Annotated in this window: 19 protein-coding genes and 3 pseudogenes; 9 read left to right on the top strand and 13 right to left on the bottom strand. The window is 71.9% G+C overall.

Going from position 1 to position 18,372, the window contains the following annotated elements; translation table 11 throughout:
• Positions 1 to 258: 258 nt before the first annotated feature.
• A complete protein-coding gene (locus DWB05_RS00880; protein WP_114374039.1) occupies positions 259 to 507 on the bottom strand; it encodes a hypothetical protein in 249 nt (82 codons plus the stop codon).
• A gap of 118 nt (positions 508 to 625) precedes the next feature.
• Between DWB05_RS00880 and DWB05_RS00875 the strand changes: the two genes are divergently transcribed.
• Positions 626 to 1,792 (top strand): iron-containing alcohol dehydrogenase, encoded by a 1,167-nt coding sequence (locus DWB05_RS00875; RefSeq protein WP_114374037.1) that lies wholly within the window; start codon positions 626 to 628, stop codon positions 1,790 to 1,792.
• Between the two features lie 32 nt (positions 1,793 to 1,824).
• Here DWB05_RS00875 and DWB05_RS00870 read toward each other — a convergent pair.
• From DWB05_RS00870 to DWB05_RS00855, 6 genes and pseudogenes are all read right to left on the bottom strand, one after another.
• Positions 1,825 to 2,538, bottom strand: a pseudogene (locus tag DWB05_RS00870) (TRAP transporter large permease subunit).
• Between the two features lie 145 nt (positions 2,539 to 2,683).
• On the bottom strand, positions 2,684 to 3,028 hold the full coding sequence (locus DWB05_RS00865) for a TRAP transporter small permease subunit (RefSeq protein WP_114374035.1): 345 nt from the start codon (positions 3,026 to 3,028) through the stop codon (positions 2,684 to 2,686).
• Between the two features lie 287 nt (positions 3,029 to 3,315).
• Positions 3,316 to 3,480, bottom strand: a complete 165-nt coding sequence (locus DWB05_RS14790; RefSeq protein ID WP_198669015.1) for a hypothetical protein — start codon at positions 3,478 to 3,480, stop codon at positions 3,316 to 3,318.
• 65 nt (positions 3,481 to 3,545) lie between these two features.
• Positions 3,546 to 3,734: pseudogene (locus DWB05_RS15315) on the bottom strand (C4-dicarboxylate ABC transporter); the annotation flags it as partial.
• Between the two features lie 71 nt (positions 3,735 to 3,805).
• Positions 3,806 to 3,880 (bottom strand): annotated as a pseudogene (locus tag DWB05_RS15310) (hypothetical protein); the annotation flags it as partial.
• A 188-nt stretch (positions 3,881 to 4,068) separates the two neighbouring features.
• A complete protein-coding gene (locus DWB05_RS00855) occupies positions 4,069 to 5,307 on the bottom strand; it encodes an EAL domain-containing protein (RefSeq protein WP_157967018.1) in 1,239 nt (412 codons plus the stop codon).
• Positions 5,308 to 5,436: 129 nt separating this feature from the next.
• Here DWB05_RS00855 and DWB05_RS00850 point away from each other — a divergent pair, with 129 nt between their 5' ends.
• Together DWB05_RS00850 and DWB05_RS00845 are read left to right on the top strand one after the other, a co-directional pair.
• Complete coding sequence (locus DWB05_RS00850; protein ID WP_114374030.1) at positions 5,437 to 6,783, top strand: aspartate aminotransferase family protein; 1,347 nt, start codon at positions 5,437 to 5,439, stop codon at positions 6,781 to 6,783.
• Positions 6,783 to 7,229: a PaaI family thioesterase gene (locus tag DWB05_RS00845; RefSeq protein ID WP_114374028.1), complete on the top strand. Its 447-nt coding sequence runs from the start codon at positions 6,783 to 6,785 to the stop codon at positions 7,227 to 7,229. The genes DWB05_RS00850 and DWB05_RS00845 overlap by 1 nt, the downstream gene beginning before the upstream one ends.
• A 25-nt stretch (positions 7,230 to 7,254) precedes the next feature.
• Here DWB05_RS00845 and DWB05_RS00840 read toward each other — a convergent pair whose 3' ends face one another.
• Positions 7,255 to 7,716, bottom strand: coding sequence for a hypothetical protein (locus tag DWB05_RS00840; protein ID WP_114374026.1), 462 nt, complete (start codon positions 7,714 to 7,716; stop codon positions 7,255 to 7,257).
• 237 nt (positions 7,717 to 7,953) lie between these two features.
• Between DWB05_RS00840 and DWB05_RS00835 the strand changes: the two genes are divergently transcribed.
• The 3 genes from DWB05_RS00835 to DWB05_RS00825 are packed head-to-tail and all read left to right on the top strand — an operon-like array spanning position 7,954 to position 11,017.
• Positions 7,954 to 9,393 (top strand): coiled-coil domain-containing protein, encoded by a 1,440-nt coding sequence (locus DWB05_RS00835; RefSeq protein WP_114374024.1) that lies wholly within the window; start codon positions 7,954 to 7,956, stop codon positions 9,391 to 9,393.
• Positions 9,390 to 10,157: an OmpA/MotB family protein gene (locus DWB05_RS00830; RefSeq protein WP_114374021.1), complete on the top strand. Its 768-nt coding sequence runs from the start codon at positions 9,390 to 9,392 to the stop codon at positions 10,155 to 10,157. The genes DWB05_RS00835 and DWB05_RS00830 overlap by 4 nt, the downstream gene beginning before the upstream one ends.
• Positions 10,154 to 11,017: an HNH endonuclease gene (locus tag DWB05_RS00825; RefSeq protein ID WP_114374019.1), complete on the top strand. Its 864-nt coding sequence runs from the start codon at positions 10,154 to 10,156 to the stop codon at positions 11,015 to 11,017. The genes DWB05_RS00830 and DWB05_RS00825 overlap by 4 nt, the downstream gene beginning before the upstream one ends.
• Before the next feature lie 2 nt (positions 11,018 to 11,019).
• Here the strand turns inward: DWB05_RS00825 and rsmD are convergent, their stop codons facing one another.
• Together rsmD and DWB05_RS14945 are read right to left on the bottom strand one after the other, a co-directional pair.
• Complete coding sequence (rsmD, locus tag DWB05_RS14950; protein WP_114374017.1) at positions 11,020 to 11,592, bottom strand: 16S rRNA (guanine(966)-N(2))-methyltransferase RsmD; 573 nt, start codon at positions 11,590 to 11,592, stop codon at positions 11,020 to 11,022.
• Entirely contained in the window at positions 11,589 to 12,377 is a 789-nt protein-coding gene (locus DWB05_RS14945; protein ID WP_114374015.1) for a pseudouridine synthase, read from the bottom strand. The genes rsmD and DWB05_RS14945 overlap by 4 nt, the downstream gene beginning before the upstream one ends.
• Positions 12,378 to 12,436: 59 nt before the next feature.
• Between DWB05_RS14945 and DWB05_RS00810 the strand changes: the two genes are divergently transcribed.
• On the top strand, positions 12,437 to 12,868 hold the full coding sequence (locus DWB05_RS00810; RefSeq protein WP_114374233.1) for a nucleoside deaminase: 432 nt from the start codon (positions 12,437 to 12,439) through the stop codon (positions 12,866 to 12,868).
• 8 nt (positions 12,869 to 12,876) lie between these two features.
• Here DWB05_RS00810 and DWB05_RS00805 read toward each other — a convergent pair whose 3' ends face one another.
• A complete protein-coding gene (locus DWB05_RS00805; RefSeq protein ID WP_114374013.1) occupies positions 12,877 to 13,833 on the bottom strand; it encodes a tripartite tricarboxylate transporter substrate binding protein in 957 nt (318 codons plus the stop codon).
• 83 nt (positions 13,834 to 13,916) lie between these two features.
• Complete coding sequence (purD, locus tag DWB05_RS00800; RefSeq protein ID WP_114374011.1) at positions 13,917 to 15,188, bottom strand: phosphoribosylamine--glycine ligase; 1,272 nt, start codon at positions 15,186 to 15,188, stop codon at positions 13,917 to 13,919.
• A gap of 58 nt (positions 15,189 to 15,246) precedes the next feature.
• Here purD and xseA point away from each other — a divergent pair, with 58 nt between their 5' ends.
• Positions 15,247 to 16,674, top strand: a complete 1,428-nt coding sequence (gene xseA / locus DWB05_RS00795; RefSeq protein ID WP_114374008.1) for an exodeoxyribonuclease VII large subunit — start codon at positions 15,247 to 15,249, stop codon at positions 16,672 to 16,674.
• Complete coding sequence (locus DWB05_RS00790; protein ID WP_232818334.1) at positions 16,674 to 17,489, top strand: M23 family metallopeptidase; 816 nt, start codon at positions 16,674 to 16,676, stop codon at positions 17,487 to 17,489. The genes xseA and DWB05_RS00790 overlap by 1 nt, the downstream gene beginning before the upstream one ends.
• Before the next feature lie 2 nt (positions 17,490 to 17,491).
• Here the strand turns inward: DWB05_RS00790 and DWB05_RS00785 are convergent, their stop codons facing one another.
• Positions 17,492 to 18,352 carry an ATP-binding protein gene (locus DWB05_RS00785; protein ID WP_114374004.1) on the bottom strand — a complete coding sequence of 287 codons (861 nt, stop codon included), beginning with the start codon at positions 18,350 to 18,352 and terminating at the stop codon, positions 17,492 to 17,494.
• Between the last annotated feature and the right edge of the window lie 20 nt (positions 18,353 to 18,372).

The following is an 18,372-nucleotide window of genomic DNA, read 5'->3' as shown; positions in this document are numbered from 1 at the left end:
GAAGCGGGGCGTCTGGTGCGGTCTCGGCGCCGAGGCTCCTGCCTGGGCGATCAGCCGCGGTTACGCCGCCTTGGGTCTGGTCTGTGTCGGTCACGGATCGTCCGCAGCCGCGTGCGCGGGCAAAGACTGCGCGGCACCGGCCGCGGCCATGCAGCACGGCGCGACCGGGGCGTCAAGCGAAAGGACGATTTGCCGGGCCTTCTCGTCGCGCCTGACCGAGCGCGCCTGTTACGGCCGATGGGTGGGCGCGCGGACGCCTCAGCGCGCGCGGGCGGTGACCCGGACGCGTTTCGCCCAGCCCGCCGCGAAGACGGCCGCGGTGAGAAGCGTGGCCAGCACCGCCGCCTCCACCCCGGCGGCGAAGCCGAGCCAAGCCAGAGCCCCGGCCGCCAGCAGCGGCAGGAGGGCGACGGCCGCAACGGGGGCCGGCACGCCGAGGACGGCGGCGATCAGCACCAACCCGGACGCGACCAGCGGCGCCAACAGCACGACCAGCCAAGCGGACATTGACCCCTCCACCCGTGCGACAACCGCAGGCATGTTGCACCGCCCAAGGTTAACGCCGAGTGAAGGCCGCGCTAGCCTCGCCAGCGAACGCCCTGAAGAGGCCTGCGGAGGAAACGCGATGGTGGCGACGATCGTCTCGCCGAAGGTGATGCTGGTCGGCGGCGGCGCAGTGTCCCGCGTCGCCGAGCTCCTGAAGACCCTCCGTCTCTCCCGCCCCTTGGTGGTCACCGACCCCTTCATGGTCTCCTCGGGCCTCATTCGCCGCGTGCTCGACCCCCTGGCCGCGGCGGGCCTCAACCCGCCCGTGTTCAGCGACACCGTGCCCGACCCGACGGATACGGTGGTGGAGGCCGGGGTGGCTGTGCTGCGCGCGGCGGGCGCGATCGACGGACTGATCGGGTTCGGCGGCGGCTCCTCGCTCGATACCGCGAAGGCGATCGCCATCCTCGCCGCCGGCGGCGGCAAGATGCGCGATTGGAAGGTGCCGCGCACGGCCGATCTCGACGCGTTGCCGATCGTCGCCATCCCGACCACGGCGGGGACGGGAAGCGAGGTGACGCGCTTCACCGTCATCACGGATGCGGAACGGAACGAGAAGATGCTGATCGCGGGCCTCGCCGCCCTGCCGGTCGCCGCGATCGTCGACTACGAGCTGACCTACACCGTTCCCCCGCGCACCACCGCCGACACCGGGATCGACAGCCTCACCCACGCGCTCGAGGCCTACGTGTCGCGCCGCGCCAATCCGGTCTCCGACACCTATGCGCTGCGCGCGATGGCGCTGATCGCGCGCAACCTCCGCACGGCCTACGCGGAACCGCGCAACGCGGTGGCCCGCGAGGCGATGATGCTCGGCGCCACCCTCGCCGGGCTCGCCTTCTCCAACGCCTCGGTCGCGCTGGTGCACGGCATGAGCCGCCCCATCGGCGCCCATTTCCACGTCGCGCACGGGCTCTCCAACGCCATGCTGCTGCCGGCGGTGACGCGCTTCTCGCTGCCGGCCGCCCTTCCCCGCTACGCCGAGGCCGCGCGCGCGATGGGGGTGGCGCACGAGGAGGACACCGACGAGGTGGCCGCACGCAAGCTCCTCGCCGAACTCGAGGCGCTCAATCGCGACCTCGCCGTGCCCTCACCGAAGACCTACGGGCTCGACGAGGCGGCCTGGCGGGCCCTGCTGCCGACGATGGCGGAGCAGGCGCTCGCCTCGGGCAGCCCAGCCAACAACCCGCGCGTGCCGACGAAGGAGGAGATCATCGCCCTCTACGAGGAGGTGTGGGCCGCCTGAAAACCCGGCCTCCCCCTCCCCGCGCGCCCTGCTCAGCGCCCGTACACCTCGCGCGGCAGCCACAGCGCGAGTTCGGGAAACTCGAAGACGAGGAAGACGACGAGGAGCTGGATGGCGACGAAGGGGATGATGCCGAGGTAGATGTCCCGCGTCGTCACCGCGGGCGGCGCCACCCCCTTGAGGTAGAAGAGGGAGAAGCCGACTGGTGGGGTGAGGACCGAGGTCTAAAGCATCACCGCGAAGACGACGACGAACCACACGGGGTCGAAGCCGAGCCCCCGCACCACCGGCGCGACGAGGGGGAGGAAGATCAGGCTGATCTCGAGCCAATCGAGGAAGGGGCCGGCGAGGAAGGCCACACCGAGCACGAACGGCACGATGCCCTCCGGGCCGAAGGGCAGGCTCTTCAGCATGTGCGCGATGAACTCGTCCCCACCCAGGGAGCGCATCACGAGCGCGAAGGCCGAGGCGCCGATGAAGATCGCCATGATGAAGGCGGTGGTGGTCGCCGTCTCCACGCAGACGTCCTTCACCACCGGCGCGGTGAGGCGGCGATTGGCGGCGGCGAGCGGCATCGCGCCCAACGCACCCACGCCGGAGGCCTCGGTCGCGGTGGCGATGCCGAAGAAGATCGAGCCGAGCACGGCGAGGATCAGCACGGCAAGCGGGGTGAGGGCGACGAGCGCCTTGAGGATCAGCCGCGCACGAGCATGAAGGTGTCCCAGTCCATCGCCTCCGCCCCCCACAGCGCGAGCACGACGAATCAGAACGACACCCCCGCCAGCACCCACGCGATCGGGTAGCCGGTGAAGATCAGCAGCATGAAGCTCGCCATCAGCCCGATGACGAGGATCTCGTAGATCTCGAGCATTCCGGGCCTTCCGGGACGGATCAGGCGGGGTGGCGGCGGAACAGGTCGTTGGCGAGGCGCAGCAGCCGCGCGAGCGCGGCCGCGGCGAGCAGGCCGAACCCGATGACGAAAAAAGACTTGATGATCCAGCGTGCGCCCAAACCGCCGGGCGAGGGCGAAATCTCGTTCAGTTGCCAGGAGCGTTCGACGAACGGCACCGCGTAGAGGAGCACGAACACAATGAAAGGGGCGAGGAAGAGGAGCGTGCCGAGGAACTCGATCCAGGCCTTGGCGCGCAACGGGAGCCGTTCCGCCAGCACATCGACCCGCACATGGGCGCCGCGCAACCATGGCGAAGGAGAGCCCGACCAGGAACCCGGCCGCATAGAGGTGCCACTGCAGTTCGGTCAGCGCAGTGCCGGGATTGTTGCCGAAGATCGCCGCCATCGCCGCCGTCACCGGTGGCGCGTAGCGTTCGGCGACGGCGGTGACGGTGACGAGCACGAGCAGGAGCCAGACGAAGGCGAAGACGAGGCCCACCGCATGCACGGCGCGCTCGATCGCGTCGGCGGGCGGGCAGGGCGGCAACCCGGCCAAATGGCCCTTCGCCGCCCCGCCGGGAGAGGCGCCGATCAGGTTGGTCACGGGGTCGGTCGCCGGTGCCGTTCGGCCGTCAGCGCGTCAGCGGCCAGTCGCGCGGCAGGTGGCCGAGCTGCTTCCACGCCGCGTGCTCCTCCTGGACGCGGCGCATGCTCTCGAGCACGGCGCGGAAATCGGCGTCGCGCGTCGCCTGCTCGTCCAGCACCTCCTTGGTCGCCGCCTGCAGCCGCTCCAGCACGCCTTCGGCGGTTGCGCGACCGTCACACCCTGCTCGGCGAAGCGCTTCAGCACCGCGCCCTGCAACGCCTCAGCCCGCGCCATGGCGTCGGCGACACCGGCCTGGCAGGCGGTCTCGATCATCGCCCGCGTGGTGTCCTGCAACCCGTCCCAGACCCGCTTGTTGACGTAGAGATACTGGTTCGTCGTCGGCTGGTGCCAGCCCGGCAGGTGGAGGAAGCGCGCGACGCGGTGGAAGCCGAGTTGTTCGTCCACCCTGGGCAGCGAGAACTCGTGCCGTCCAGCACGCCGCGCTCCAGCGCCTGGTAGAGCTCGGGCCCCGGGATCAGCTGCACGGAGGCGCCGACGCGCTCCCAGATCCGTCCGCCCAGGCCTGCGGCGCGGAAGCGCAGGCCACGCACCTGGTCGAACGAGGTGATCTCCTGGCGGAACCAGCCGGCCCCTTCCGGGCTGATCGCGCGGTCCGCGCGCTTCGCGGCGATTGGTCGCACGGGCACATCCCCCACGACATCAAGGGACGCGCTGCACCGCAAAACCCTGCTCGGTCGGCCGGCGAAAAGCAAGCCTGAAGGCGGGTGCGGCCCTGCGATCACGCCGCGACGCCGGCGCCCCAGGCCGCCGTCCAGGCGGCGACGGCGCCGGCCGGCAGGGGCCTGCCCACCATCCAGCCCTGGGCGAGATCGGCGCCGATCTCCTGCGCCACCGCCCAGGCCTGCGGCGTCTCCACGCCCTCCGCCACCACGGCGAGCCCGAGCCCGTGCGCGCGCCGCACGAGGTCGGACAGCGCGGCGCGGTGGCCGCGGTCGGTGAGCGCGGCAAGCACGAGCGAGCGGTCGAGCTTCATTTCGGTGAACGGCAGGTCGACGAGCCCGGCCTGCGCCTCCGAGGGCGTGAAGTCGTCGATGGAGACGCCGAACTGTCGGGCGCGCAGCCTCAGCGCGGCCTCGCGCACCGCCCCGAGATCGCGCGCGATCTGGCTTTCCGTCAACTCGATCGTCAACGCCGCGGCCGGCACGCCGCCCGCCTCCAGTTCGGTCGCCAAACGATCCGCCAGCCCCGGGTCGAGCAGCACGTCGAGCGGCAGGTTCAGGGCGACCGAGTAGCGCAGTCCGGCCGCCTGCAGGGCGGCGAGATCAGCCACCGCCTGGCGGACGACGCGATCGGCGAGCGCCCGGGAAAGGCCTGTGCGTTCCGCCAAGGGCACGAACTCGGCGGCACCGAGGAGGCCGTGCAGCGGGTGCTCCCACCGCGCCAGGGTCTCGAGCGCGACCGGCGTGCCGTCGTCGAGGCGCACCTGCGGCTGATAGCGGTTGACGATCGCCCCGCCGGCGATCGCCCGGGCCAGATCGTCCGGCCCAAGCGCGGGCGCCTCGGCGCGAGGTCGTCGCCCGAGGTCGGCGAGCAGGGCGGCGAGGTCGCGCGGACCCGAAAGCTCCCGCACGGCGACCGCCGCGAGGCCGAGACCGCGCGCGGCGGCGGCGAGGCGCGGCGCGCGGTGCGGCGGCCCGATGAACACGACGGGCGCGACGAGATCGGGTTCGGCAAGGAGGCGGAGGAAGCGGCCGAGGCCGAAGCGCAGCGCTCCGGCCTGGGCGAGCACGAAGGGCGGCGCACCTGCGGCGCGCGCCAGGCGCGTGACGGCGAGATCCGCCTTTGGCACCAGCAGCACCTCGCCGCTGCCTCCGCTCTCCGCAGCGAGGCCCGCGAGATGCCCGGCGAGCTCGCCGCGCGCCACGACGAGGGGCGGCAGCCTTGCCGCGCCAGTCCACGGGATCGCGGCCGAGCTCTGCCCCGTTGCCGGGTCGGCCGCTGCACGCCCGCCCGCCATGTTCACCGGCCTCCCCCGCTCTGTTAGCGTCCGCCTCGCCTCCGCCGAGCGGAGCCCCTGTTTCAAACCACGCGAGACGGAGTGGCGGAAACGATGCCTCATTCGGCGAGCGGCGTAAACGAAGCGGCGATGACAGGGCGGCGACGGTCGCGTCTCATCCATCGCTCCTTCCGTGCCGATCCGCCGATCGCGGTCCGCGGCGAGGGGCTGTGGCTGATCGATCGCGACGGCCGGCGCTATGCCGATGCCTGCGGGGGGGCGGCCGTCTCCTGCCTCGGCCACGGCCATCCGGCGGTGCTCGCGGCGGTGCGCGACCAGCTCGCCCGTCTCGATTACGTCCACACATCGTTCTTCTCCTGCGCGGCGGCGGAGGAGCTGGCGGACGTGCTCCTCGACGGCGCGCCGGAGGGGCTGTCGCACGCCTACATCGTCTCGGGCGGGTCGGAGGCGATCGAGGCGGCGCTGAAGATCGCCCGCCAATACTTCGTCGAGATCGGCGAGCCGGCGCGAGCGCGCTTCATCGCCCGGCGGCAGAGCTACCACGGCGCCACCCTCGGCGCGCTGGCCGTCGGCGGCAACCTCGCCCGCCGCGCCCTCTACGACCCGATCCTGATCCCCGCGAGCCTGGTCGAGGCTTGCTTCGCCTATCGCTTCCGCCGCGATGATGAGACGGAGGAGGAGTACGGGGCGCGGGCGGCGGCGAGCCTGGAGGCGGAGATCCTGCGCCATCCGCCCGGCACGGTGGCCGCCTTCCTGGCCGAGACGGTGGTGGGTGCGACCGCCGGGTCGGTGCCGCCCGTGCCCGGGTATTTCCGGCGCATCCGCGAAATCTGCGACCGCCACGGCGTGCTGCTCATCCTCGACGAGGTGATGTGCGGCCTCGGTCGCTGCGGCGTCCTGCACGCCTGCCTGGAGGAGGGTGTCGCACCCGACATCCTGGTGGTGGCGAAGGGGTTGGGGGCAGGGGTTCAGCCGGTCGGCGCGATGCTCGTGCATCGCCGCATCGTGGAGGCGATCGCGGCCGGCTCGGGCGCCTTCGCGCACGGCCAGACCTATGTCGCGCACCCGGTCGCCTGCGCGGCGGCCCTCGCCGTGCAACGGGTCATCCGCGACGAGGGGCTGGTCGCACGCTCGGCCGCGATGGGTCGCGCGCTCGAGGCGCGTCTCGTGGAACGATTCGGCAACCACCCCCATGTCGGCGACATCCGGGGGCGGGGCCTGTTCTGGTCGCTCGAGCTGGTGGCCGACCGCGCGCGCAAGGCGCCCTTCGACCCGTCGCTTGCCCTGCACGCGCGAATCAAGCGCGCCGCCTTCGCGCGCGGGCTCCTCGTCTACCCGATGGGAGGCACCATCGACGGCCGTCTTGGCGATCACGTCACGCTCGCGCCCCCGTTCACGGTGACCGAGGACGAGCTCGACCTGATCGTGACGCGGCTCGGCGAGGCGGTGGAGGCGGCGCTGGCCGAGGCGGCGTGATGACCGGGGCAGGGGAACCGGCCCTCGACCGTGAGGCGATGCTTGCCTTCCTCGCCCGCGAGTTTCCCGGCGCGGGGTTCGGCGACGGTCGGCTCGTGTTGGCGGATTACGCGCGCGGGCGCTGCCGGGTGGTGATGCCGTTTGACCCCGCGACGGTGCGTCCCGGCCCCTCGGTGTCGGGCCCGGCCATCATGGCCTTGGGCGACGTTTCGGCCTGGGTGGCGCTCTTGTCCGTGATCGGGTCGGTTCCCCTCGCCGTCACCGCGAATCTCAACGTCTCCTTTCTCCGCCCAGCAGGCCTCAGTGATCTCGCCTGCGACTGCCGGGTGCTGCGCGCGGGCCGCCGGCTCGCGACGATGCTCGCCGACGTGCTGCGCCTGCCTGAGGAGGTTCAGGTCGCGCACCTGACCATCACTTACGCGATCCCGGAGGAGGCGCGCCCCTGACGTACCCGGCTGGCTTCGAGGTCGGTCAGCGCGGCAGGGTGGCCAGGGCGACGGCGGCGGCGAGGCCGAGCGCTGCCACAAGGTAGCCATAGAGGCGATAGGACGGCCGGGACGGCCGGCTGATCGCGCCGGGCAGGCGAAGGAGCGGCTCGTCCGCCGACTCGGTGTCCCGCCGCGCCATGCGAGCGGCGAGACTTCTGCGGGCGGACGGATCCAGCTGCTCCATCTCCCGCCGGTCGATCAACGGCGCGGGACCGGTGCTGCGCAAGATGCGGTCGCGGAACCGCCCGGTCGTGCGGTCGAGGACGGAACGGACCAGGAGGATGACGGCCCGGCGGCTCCGGAACTCGTCGGCAACGGCGAGGAACTGGCGGAGCCCCTCGGTCTCGTCGCGGTGCATGCCGACCAGGAACCACCGACCCACCCGCCCGTTGCGGCGACGGACAGGCACCCAGAGCATCACGTCGAAGCTCGTGCTCTCATCCATGGCGCCCGCGTAGCGCGCGACTGGTGAACGAGGGGTTGATCTGCCGTACCGATGACCGAAACGGGGGAACACGCCAGAAATTGACGCAAGACGCGAGGAACGATCAGTATCGGTCGTATCAAGGCACAATTTCTCTTGATGATCACGGTGACAAATGACAAGCATCGAGAGACAGCTCGTCCATTCTCTTTTGTGGCCCCTGAAGCGTCCCGCATCCGCTCGAGGGCAGAGCGCACCGTGTCGGACCTCATCCCCGCCATCGCCGCGGCGGCGCAGACCCCGATCAACCAATCCTTCCTCGCCGCCATCGGCGGCGCCTTCCTCCTCGCCCTGATCGGCCTTGCCGGACGCGGCGCCTTGCGTCGGTTCGCCGACCAGGCGCCGGCGTTCCTCACCGGCCTTGGCCTGCTTGGTACCTTCGCGGGAATCTTCGTCGCGCTGATCGCCTTCGACGTCTCCTCGGCCGCCTCCATCCAGCGCGGCGTGCCGATGCTGCTCGAGGGCATGAAGACCGCCTTCCTCACCTCCGTGCTTGGGCTCGGCGCTGCGCTCTTCGTGCGACTGTCGGCCATTGTCATCCCGCGCCGGGAGGTCGCCGCCGAAGCTGCGGATCTCGCTGACGTCGTCGCGGCAATCGAACGGGTCGGCCGCAGTCTCGCCGAAGGACAGGATCGGTTTCGGAATGAGCTCGTCGCCGAGACGCGGTCGTTGCGCGGTGCGATCGTCGGCGAGGCCGATACGAGCCTCGTCAATCAGCTCCGCGCCCTGCGCGACGAGAGCCGCGAGCAGGCGGCGCGCACCCTCGCCGCCCTCGACGGCATCGCGAAAAGCCTCGCCGAAAGCGCCACCAAGGCGCTCATCGCCGCTCTCGAGGAGGCGATCAAGGACTTCAACAGCAAGATCAGCGAGCAGTTCGGCCAGAACTTCGCCCGCCTGAACGAGGCGGTGGGCAAGCTGCTGGAATGGCAGGACCGTTACCGTGTCCAGCTCGAGGAGCTCGTTGCCCACTACCGCGCCGCGGCGGACGCCGCCCGCGCTTCCGCCGAATCGCTTGCGCGCACCGCGGAGGAGGCGAAGGCCCTCGTTGCGGCGGCCGAGCGGGTGGAGCAGAGCCTCGGCGCGCTCGAGGCGCTCCGGCGCGAGATCGCCGCCGGCCTCGACGGCTTCGCCGAGACAGGCCGGCGGGCCGGGGAGGCGTTGCCGCAGATCGAGGCGAGCCTGCGCACGATCGTCGAACGGACCGGCAAGGCGGCGGAGCTCGTCGACGCCACCGCCCAGCGCATGGACGACGCGGTGGTAAACGCCGGGCGAAGGATCGAGGAGGCGACGCGCAGCCTTGCCGAGCGGCAGCAGAGCCTGCTCGAAACCTTCGAGACGCAGAGCCGGGAGCTTCTGGGCCGCGCGACGAACCAGATCGAGACCGCCGCGCGCGCCCAGCTCGAGCGGATCAACGCGGAACTCCAAGCCACGCAGCGCGGCGTGAACGACGCCATCAACAAGACGTTCCAGGAACTCGACAAAGCCCTCCAACAGGAGCTCACCCGCGCGCTCGAGGCGCTCGGCGGACGCCTCGCCGCGGTCACCAACGCCTTCGCCCAGGACTTCTCGCAGGCGATTGATGAACTGCGCCGGGCTGCCCAGGCCGCGCAGGGCCGCGCCGGGGCGGCCGTGCGATGAGCGCGTCGCCCACCTCGCGCAAGAGGCGGGAGGAGGACGAGAGCGGGCTCACCATCGCCGACCTGATGTCCGGGCTGATGGTGCTGTTCCTGTTCATCGCCGTCGTCTTCCTCAACCCGCTTCTCGAAGCACGCGAGGAGGCCGAAGCCACCGCGAAACGGGTCGAGACGGAACAGGCGCGCGTGCGGCAGATCGTGGTCGCCTTCCGCGAGGCCGAGGATGCCCTGCTCGATGCGCTGGAGGAGGAGTTCCGCCACGACTGGCGTCGGTGGAACGCCGAGCTCGACCGGCCCATCCTCACCATCCGCTTCCGCGCCCCGGACGTGCTGTTCGCGGCCGGCGCGGCCGAGCTCTCCCCCGAGTTCCGCCGCATCTTGGCCGATTTCCTGCCGCGCTACACCGCCATCCTCTGGCGGTATCGCGACCACATCGAGGAGGTGCGCATCGAGGGACACACCTCTTCCGAATGGGCGGGGGCGACGAGCGCGACCGAGGCCTTCTTCCGCAACATGGCCCTCTCCCAGGAGCGCACGCGCAGCGTGCTGGATTTCTGGCTGAGGCAGGCGCTCGAGCCCGACCGGCGCGAGTGGCTCACGCGCACGGTGACGGCGAATGGGCTCTCCTCCTCGCGGCTGTGGCGTCGGGCGGACGGGGCGGAGGACCGCGACCGGTCGCGCCGTGTGGAGTTCCGCATCGCCACCCGCGCGCGCGAGCGCGTGCTGACGGTGCTCGAGGAGATGGAGCGGGCGGAGGCGGGGCGATGAGGCTGAAGCCCACCTATCGCGAGCTCGATGCGCTGCTCGACCGGCTCGGGCTGAAGCCTGTGCCGTTCTCGCTCGATGTCGCCGCTCGTCCCTGGAGGACGATCGACCGCGAGATCGGCATCGAGGAGCTCGATCCCCCCTCGCGCGACGGTGTCCTTCGGTATCAGGGCGAACCGGTCTTTCTCTACATCCGCGACGTCCCGCTGCGCCACGACAGCGTGGCAGAGGCGGTCGAGGACCCCGAAGCCTATACGCGCTTTCATGTTGCCGATTGCCAGACACTCGAGAACATGCGCCGACAGAAGCGTTTCGAGCGCTATGTCGTCACCAATCGCGCCCGCGGGCCTTTGCGCGTGTTCCTGCGCGACGGTGCGGCGGGGACGATCCACGAGGCCGAGCTCGATCTGCGGGTCTGTCGCCATTGTCTTCAGGCCTTGGACTGGGAAGGCTACACCTCGGGGCGGGCCCGCAAATCGAAGATGGAGATCTGGCGCGGCTTCTCGCGCGAGAAGTTTCTCGAACGGTATTCGCCCACCTTCTCGAGGCAGCCCAAGCGCCGCGACACGGATGGGCCTGACGACTATCCGCCCGATTGGCCGCAAATCCGAGACGCGGCCCTGAAACGTGCCGCCTTTCGTTGTGCCGCCTGCGGCGTACGCGTGCCCGAGGCGCAGAAGCGCCTGCTCGACGTCCACCACGTCAACGGCGTGAAGAGCGACAACCACCCGACCAATCTTCGCGTGCTGTGCAAGCTCTGCCACGCGCGTCAGCCGCAGCACGGCCACTACCGGGTGGAGCCTCAGGATCGCGCCGCCATCGAAGCCCTTCGCCGCGGCCAAGGCATCCGCGTCGGGTCCTAAGATCAGGCCACCGTCGCGCCTGTTGTCGCCCGCAACACGCGCAGCCGTGCGCGCCCGACCCGGCGGTCGTCGAGCGGCGCGAAGCCCTCGAGGAGCACCGCCTCCTCGTCCGCCGTCTCGACCACCAGCACCGTTCCGGGCGCAATCCATCCGGCCGAAGCGAGTGCCGGCACCGCGCGTTCGACGAGCCCCGCTCCGTAGGGCGGGTCGAGGAAGACAAGCCGCGCCGGGCGATCCGCCGCCGGCGGCCGCGTCGCATCCGCCCGCAGCACGCGCGCCCGCGCGGCGAGGCCGCAGGCGGCGAGGTTGCGCCGGATCGCCGCGATCGCGCGCGCATCCGTCTCGAACAGCACCGCCTCCGCCGCCCCGCGCGACAGCGCCTCGATGGCGAGCGCGCCCGTGCCCGCGAAAGCATCGAGCACGCGCGCCCCCTCCAGCAGCGCCCGCCCGCCCCAGGGCGCGTGCAGCAGCACGTCGAACAGGGTCTGGCGCGCGCGATCCGAGGTCGGGCGCGTGGCGAGCCCCTCCGGCGCCACCAGGCGACGGCCGCGCAACGCCCCGCCGATGACCCTCACCCGCCAGCCCCCGTCCCCGCCGGCGCGCGGCGGCGCCGCGATGTGGCAAGCACGTCCGGGCCAAGCTGCTCGCGCATCACCTTGGCCGGCACCTCGGCCACCGCCCCCCTTGGCAGGTCGCCCAGCTGGAACGGACCGAAGGCGACACGAATGAGTCGCAGCACCGGGTAGCCGAGGTGGTCGAGCACGCGCCGCACCTCGCGGTTCTTGCCTTCCCGCAACGACACCGTCAGCCACGCGTTCGCGCCCTTGAGCGCGTCGAGCCCGGCCTCGATCGGACCGTAGCGCATGCCGTCGATCACGATGCCTTCGCGCAAGGTGGCGAGTTTTCGCTCGTCCGGGTGGCCGTGCACGCGCACGCGGTAGCGTCGCACCCAGCCGTTCTCGGGGTGTTCGAGCCGGCGGGCGAGCTCCCCGTCCGTCGTAAGCAGGAGAAGCCCCTCGCTGTCCATGTCGAGCCGCCCGACCGAAACCACGCGCGGCAGTTCGGGCGGCAGACGGTCGAAGATCGTCGGCCGTCCTTGCGGGTCGCGCGCGGTGACGAGGAGGCCGCGCGGCTTGTGGTAGCGAAAGAGGCGCGGCCGTCCCGGCGGAGCGACGGGAACGCCGTCCACCAGCACGACGTCGCCCGGTTCGATCAGCACGGCGGGGTCGGCAAGCCGTCGGCCGTTCACCGCCACCCGCCCTTCCGCGATCAGCCGCTCCGCCTCGCGGCGCGAGGCGACACCCGCATGCGCGAGCCATTTCGCGACCCGCTCGCCCTCGCCTTCCCCCGCCCGCTTCATCGCTTGCGCCTTCGCATTGCGGGAGGGATGTAGCGCGGATGACGCCCGGCTTCTCCCCCATGCAGATTGCCCTTGCGGAGGCGCGGGAAGCCGCCGCGCGCGGCGAGGTGCCGGTGGGCGCGGTGGTGACGGACGCGCAAGGCATGGTGCTCGCCCGTGCCGGCAACCGGGTGGAGGAACTCGCCGACCCGACCGCCCATGCGGAACTCCTGGCGTTGCGCGAAGCGGCGGCGAAGCGAGGAGAACCCCGGCTTGCCGACTGCGACCTCTTCGTCACCCTCGAACCCTGCGCGATGTGCGCGGCAGCGATCGCGCTCTTCCGCATCCGCCGCCTCGTCTTCGGCGCCTACGATCCGAAAGGGGGTGGGGTGGAGCACGGGGCGCGCATCTTCAGCCTCCCCACCACACACCATCGCCCGGAGATCGTCGGCGGGGTGATGGAGCGCGAGGCGGCGGCGCTGCTGCGGGACTTCTTCGCCGCGCGGCGCTAAGCGCAGGCTCAGAGCCTGAGGCCGAGGCGGCGCACCATCGCGCCCTCGCGCTCCACCATGCGCGCGACCTCCGCCGTGTAGGCGGCGTGGTCGAGCGGCATCGGCTCCATGTCGAAGCGCTCGAGGGCGGCGCGATGCGCGGGCTCGTCCATGGCGGCGAGGAAGGCGCGCTCCAGGATCCGCACCACGGCCGGGTCCATGCCGGCAGGCCCCGCGATGCCGTAGGGCGAGATGGAGACGATGTCGTAGCCCTGCTCGCGCAGGGTGGGCACGTCGGGGAAGCGTTTCGCCCTCTGCGCGCCCCAGGTGGCGAGGAGCCTGAGCCGCCCTTCCTGCACGAGCGGTGCCCAGCCCGAACTGTCGGCCGAGACCATCACCGTGCCGGCGAGCAGGGCGGCGGAATTGTCGGCCCAGCCGCGGAAGGGCACGTGCAGGAACTCCACCCCGGCTGCTTCGGCGAGCTGCTCCATGGTGATGTGCAGCGAGGTGCCGGCACCGGGCGTGCCGTAAGTGAGGCGACCCGGGTTTGCCTTCGCCCAGGCGATCATGTCGGCGAGCGTGCGGAAGGGGCTGTCGGCGCGCACCACGATGCCGAACAGGTAGCCGGTGATGTGCGCGATCCAGGTGAAGTCGCGCAGCGGATCCCAGGCCGGGCGCTCCGTCATGAAGGGGAAGCGGAACACCGAGATCGGCATCTGGCTGAGCAGGTAGCCGTCGGGCGGGGCCTGTTTCAGCGCGAGCGCGCCCAGCGTGCCCGAGGCGCCGGGCCTGTTCTCCACCACCACCGGCTGGCCCAGTTCCTTCGCCGCCGCCTCGCACAGCGCGCGCATCTGCAGATCGGTCGTCCCGCCGGCCGGCCAGGGGCAGATCACGCGCACGGGCCGTTCCGGAAAGCGGACTTGCGCGATCGCCGGGGCGGCGAGCGCGCCCGTGGCGAGGGCGAGCAGGGACCGTCTCGTGGGCATGCGACTCCTCCCGTTGGTCGCGGCGCTTCTTCCGCGCGCCGTCGGGCAGCGACTGTGCCAGCGGGATCGGCCGGACGGAAGCCTCAGCGGGAGAGTGCCCGCCAGCCGATGTCGCGGCGGCAGAAGCCTCCCGCCCAGTCGATGCGATCGACCGCGGCGTAGGCGCGGGAGCGCGCTTCGGCGAGATCCGCCCCCGTCGCGCACACGGTCAGCACACGCCCGCCGGCGGCGAGGAGCCGATTGCCCTCGCGCCGCGTGCCGGCGTGGAAGATGGTGACACCCGGCAGGGCGGCGGCCTGCTCGATGCCGCGGATCTCCGTTCCCCCCTCCGGCGTGCCCGGGTAGCCGCGGGCGGCGAGCACCACGCCGAGGGCGGCTTCCGGCCCGAGACGGACGGAGAAGCGATCGAGCATGCCGTCGCAGGCCGCCCGCATCGCCACCAGGAGATCGTCCATCAGCCGCAGCATCAGCACCTGGCATTCGGGGTCGCCGAAGCGGACGTTGAACTCGAGCACCTTCGGCCCTGTGTCGGTCAGCATCAGTCCGCAGAACAGCACGCCGACGAAGGGCGAACCGCGGCGTTTCATCTCGGCGAGCACGGGGGTCACGATCGTCTCGATCGCGCGTCGTTCCGCCTCCCTATCGAAGCGGGGGGTCGGAGAATAGGCCCCCATGCCCCCGGTGTTCGGCCCGGTCTCGCCTTCGCCCACGCGCTTGTGGTCCTGCGCCGAGCCGAAGGCGACCGCATGCGTGCCGTCGCAGAGGGCGAAGAACGAGACCTCCTCGCCGGCGAGACACTCCTCGATGAGGATCCGCGCGCCCGCTTCGCCGTGCACACGCGCGCGCATCGCCGCCTCGACGGCGGCGATTCCTTCCTCCACCGTCGCCGCCACCGTCACCCCCTTGCCGGCGGCGAGTCCGTCGGCCTTGACCACGATCGGCGCGCCCTCGCGCCGCACATGAGCGATCGCCGCCTCGGCGTCGTCGAACACGGAGGCGCGCGCCGTCGGCACCCCGGCGGCGAGGCACACCTCCTTGGCGAAGGCCTTGGAGCCTTCGAGCCGTGCCGCCGGCCCCGAGGGGCCGAAACAGGCGATCCCCTCGCGCGCGCAGGCATCGGCCAATCCCGCCACCAGCGGCGCCTCGGGCCCGGGCACGACGAGATCGACGGCATGATCGCGCGCGAAGCGCACCAGGCCCGCGATGTCGGTGGCGGGGATCGGCACGCAGGTCGCGTGCTCGGCGATCCCCGGGTTGCCCGGCGCGCACCAGAGGGTCTCGAGCAGCGGCGAGGCGGAGATCGCCCAAGCCAGCGCATGTTCGCGCCCGCCGGAACCCACGAGCAGAACCCTCACCGCCCTTGTCCTCCTCCGCGCTTCGCCCTGCCCTCCCCCTCGCCTAGAGTGGGGCGCGATGCAAGACGCCGCCCCGCTCGACACTTCGGAGCCCTCCCTCGGCCGGAACGTGCCGGAATTCACGGTGGGCGAGCTCTCCACCGCGATCCGCCGCACGCTGGAGGGCGCGTTCGGGCGCGTGCGCGTGCGCGGCGAGATCACCGAGCTCAAGCGCCACTCCTCGGGCCACGTCTATCTCGCGCTGAAGGACGAGACGGCGAAGCTCGCGGCGGTGATCTGGCGTTCCGCCGTGCCGCGGCTGGGCTTGGTTCCCGAGAACGGGGTCGAGGTGATCGCCACGGGCCGGCTCACCACCTATGCCGACCGCTCGACCTACCAGCTGGTCATCGAACGGCTCGAGTATGCGGGCGAAGGCGCCCTGCTCGCGCGCATCGAGATGCTGAAGAAGCGTCTCGCCGCGGAAGGGCTGTTCGAGGCCGCGCGCAAGCGCCCACTCCCGCTCATTCCGGAGGTGATCGGCGTCGTCACCTCGGCGGAAGGGGCGGTGATCCGCGACATCCTGCACCGGCTCGAGGACCGCTTCCCGCGCCGCGTGCTCCTCTGGCCGGTCGCCGTGCAGGGGCCCGGGGCGGCAGAGCAGGTGGCGCGCGCGATCCGCGGCTTCAACGCGCTCGCGCCCGACGGCCCGATCCCCCGCCCCGACGTGCTGATCGTCGCCCGCGGTGGGGGTTCGCTCGAGGACCTGATGGCCTTCAACGAGGAGGTGGTGGTGCGGGCGGCGGCGGAGAGCGCGATCCCGCTCATTTCCGCCGTCGGGCACGAGACCGACACCACCTTGATCGACTTCGCGGCCGACCGGCGGGCCCCCACCCCGACGGCGGCGGCCGAGATGGCGGTGCCCGTCCGGCTCGACCTGGTGCGCGATCTCGAACAGAGGCGGGCGCGCCTCGTTTCGGCCTTGGCCCGGCTCCTGAAGGAGAAGCGGCTGAGGCTCGAGCGGGCGGCGGCACGCATCCCCGACCTGCCCGCGCTGGTCGCCGCGGCGCGGCAGCGGCTCGACGATCGCTCCGCCCGGCTCGATCAGGCCTTGCCGGCCTTCGTGCGGGCGAAGGAGGTGGCGCTCGCTCGGCTTGCCGCCCGCCTTCCCCATCCGCGCGAGGCGATCGCCGCCCGCCGTGCCAGGCTCGATCTCGTCGCGCAACGGCTCGCCGCCCGCGTCGAGCGCCTCCTCGAACGGGCGAAGGATCGGCTCGCCGCGCTCTCGCCCCGTCTCGACGCGGTGTCTTACCAGGCGGTGTTGGAGCGCGGCTTCGTGCTGGTGACGGACCGCGCCGGACATGCGGTGACGCGCGCGGTTGAGGTCGCCCCTGGGCAGAAGCTCGCGCTCAGGTTCGCCGACGGTGCCGTGGCGGCGACCGCGGATGCGGCGGGCGCAAAACGATCCCCCGGCGAGATGACCACGCCCCGCCAGGAGCGGCTCTTGTGATGCGTCGCCGCGTCCTGCTCGCTGCCCCCGCCCTTCTTCTTGCTCGCCCCGCGCGCGCGGTGGTGGTGGAAGGAAAGCTCGAACAGGGCGCCTTCCTGCGCGGCCGCGCCGCCCCGGGCACGCGGCTTGCGCTCGATGGGGCACCCGTGCGCGTCTCCCGCGACGGCATCTTCGCCTTCGGCTTCGGGCGCGACGCGAAGGACACCGCCCGGCTCGACATCACCCATCCGTCCGGGGCGCGCGAGACGCGGCTGCTCGCCGTCGCGCGGCGGGCTTGGCTCGAGCAGAGGATCGACGGGCTGCCGCCCGCCCAGGTGACGCCGCCGCCCGAGGTGCTCGAGCGGATCGCGCGCGAACGGGAGATGCTCCGCGCGGCACGGGCGGGGCACGACACGCCCGAGCCCTTTTTCGCCGAAGGCTTCATCTGGCCGGTGACGGGACGGATCTCCGGCGTGTTCGGCTCGCGCCGCATCCTCAACGGCCAGCCCCGCCAGCCGCATCTCGGCCTCGACATCGCCGCCCCGACCGGCACCCCCGTCGCCGCCGCGTGTCCGGGGATCGTGCGGCTCGCCGAACCGGACCTCTATTTCCCCGGCGGGACGATCGTGCTCGACCACGGCCACGGCGTGAGTTCGACCTACATGCACCTCTCGCGCCTCGATGCGCGCGTCGGCCAAAGGGTGGCGCAAGGTGCTTCGATCGGCGCGGTCGGTGCGACGGGGCGGGTCACGGGGCCGCATCTCCATTTCGAGATCGGCTGGCGCGGCACCCCGCTCGACCCCGAAACCGCCCTCCCGCCGCGGCCCGAGACGTAGCGTTACGGGATCGGAATACCGTGCCGCCCCGCCAGGTCCTGCACGAACTGCCAGGCGACCCGGCCCGACCGTGACCCGCGCGTCACCGACCACTCGGCGGCTTCGCGTCTGAGGGTCTCCGCATCGACCGGAATGCCGAAGGCCTGCGCATAGGCCTCGACCATGGCGAAATAGGTCGGCTGGTCGCAGTGGTGGAAGCCGAGCCAGAGCCCGAAACGATCCGACAGCGACACCTTCTCCTCCACCGCGTCGCCCGGATTGAAGGCCGCCGCGCGTTCGTTCTCGATCGCCTCGCGCGCAAGCAGGTGGCGGCGGTTGGAGGTGGCATAGAACAGCACGTTGGCCGGGCGGCCCTCCACGCCCCCTTCGAGCACCGCCTTCAGGCTCTTGTAGTCGGTCTCGCCCGGGTCGAAGGACAGGTCGTCGCAGAACAGGAGGCAACGGCGGGGGGCTTCGCGCAAGGCGCCCATCAGGGTGGGCAGGGTGCGGATGTCCTCGCGATGGATCTCGACCAGCACGAGCCCTCCCGCTTCCCGCGTCTCCGCGTTCACCTGCGCGTGCACGGCCTTCACGAGCGAGGACTTGCCCATGCCGCGCGCCCCCCACAGCAGCGCGTTGTTGGCGGGAAGCCCCCGCGCGAAACGTCGCGTGTTCTCGAGCAACAGGTCGCGCTGGCGTTCGATGCCCTTGAGCAGGGCGAGGGGGACGGTGGCGACCTCAGTGACGGGAGCCAGCCGCCCGCGCTCGGGGTGCCAGACATAGGCATCGGCGCGGGCGAGCTCCGGCACGGGCGGCGGGGGCGGGGCGAGGCGCTCCAGCGCCTCGACCAGGCGAAGGAGGAGGGCGGCGGTGTCCTGGGTCATCTTCCCCGCCCTCTCCCTTC

Origin of the sequence: Elioraea thermophila (ex Habib et al. 2022) (assembly GCF_003336755.1) — a bacterium.
GTDB classification, from domain to species: domain Bacteria; phylum Pseudomonadota; class Alphaproteobacteria; order Acetobacterales; family Acetobacteraceae; genus Elioraea; species Elioraea thermophila.
Note: the sequence above shows the minus strand (reverse complement) of the source record. Positions and strands in the feature narration are given on the sequence as shown.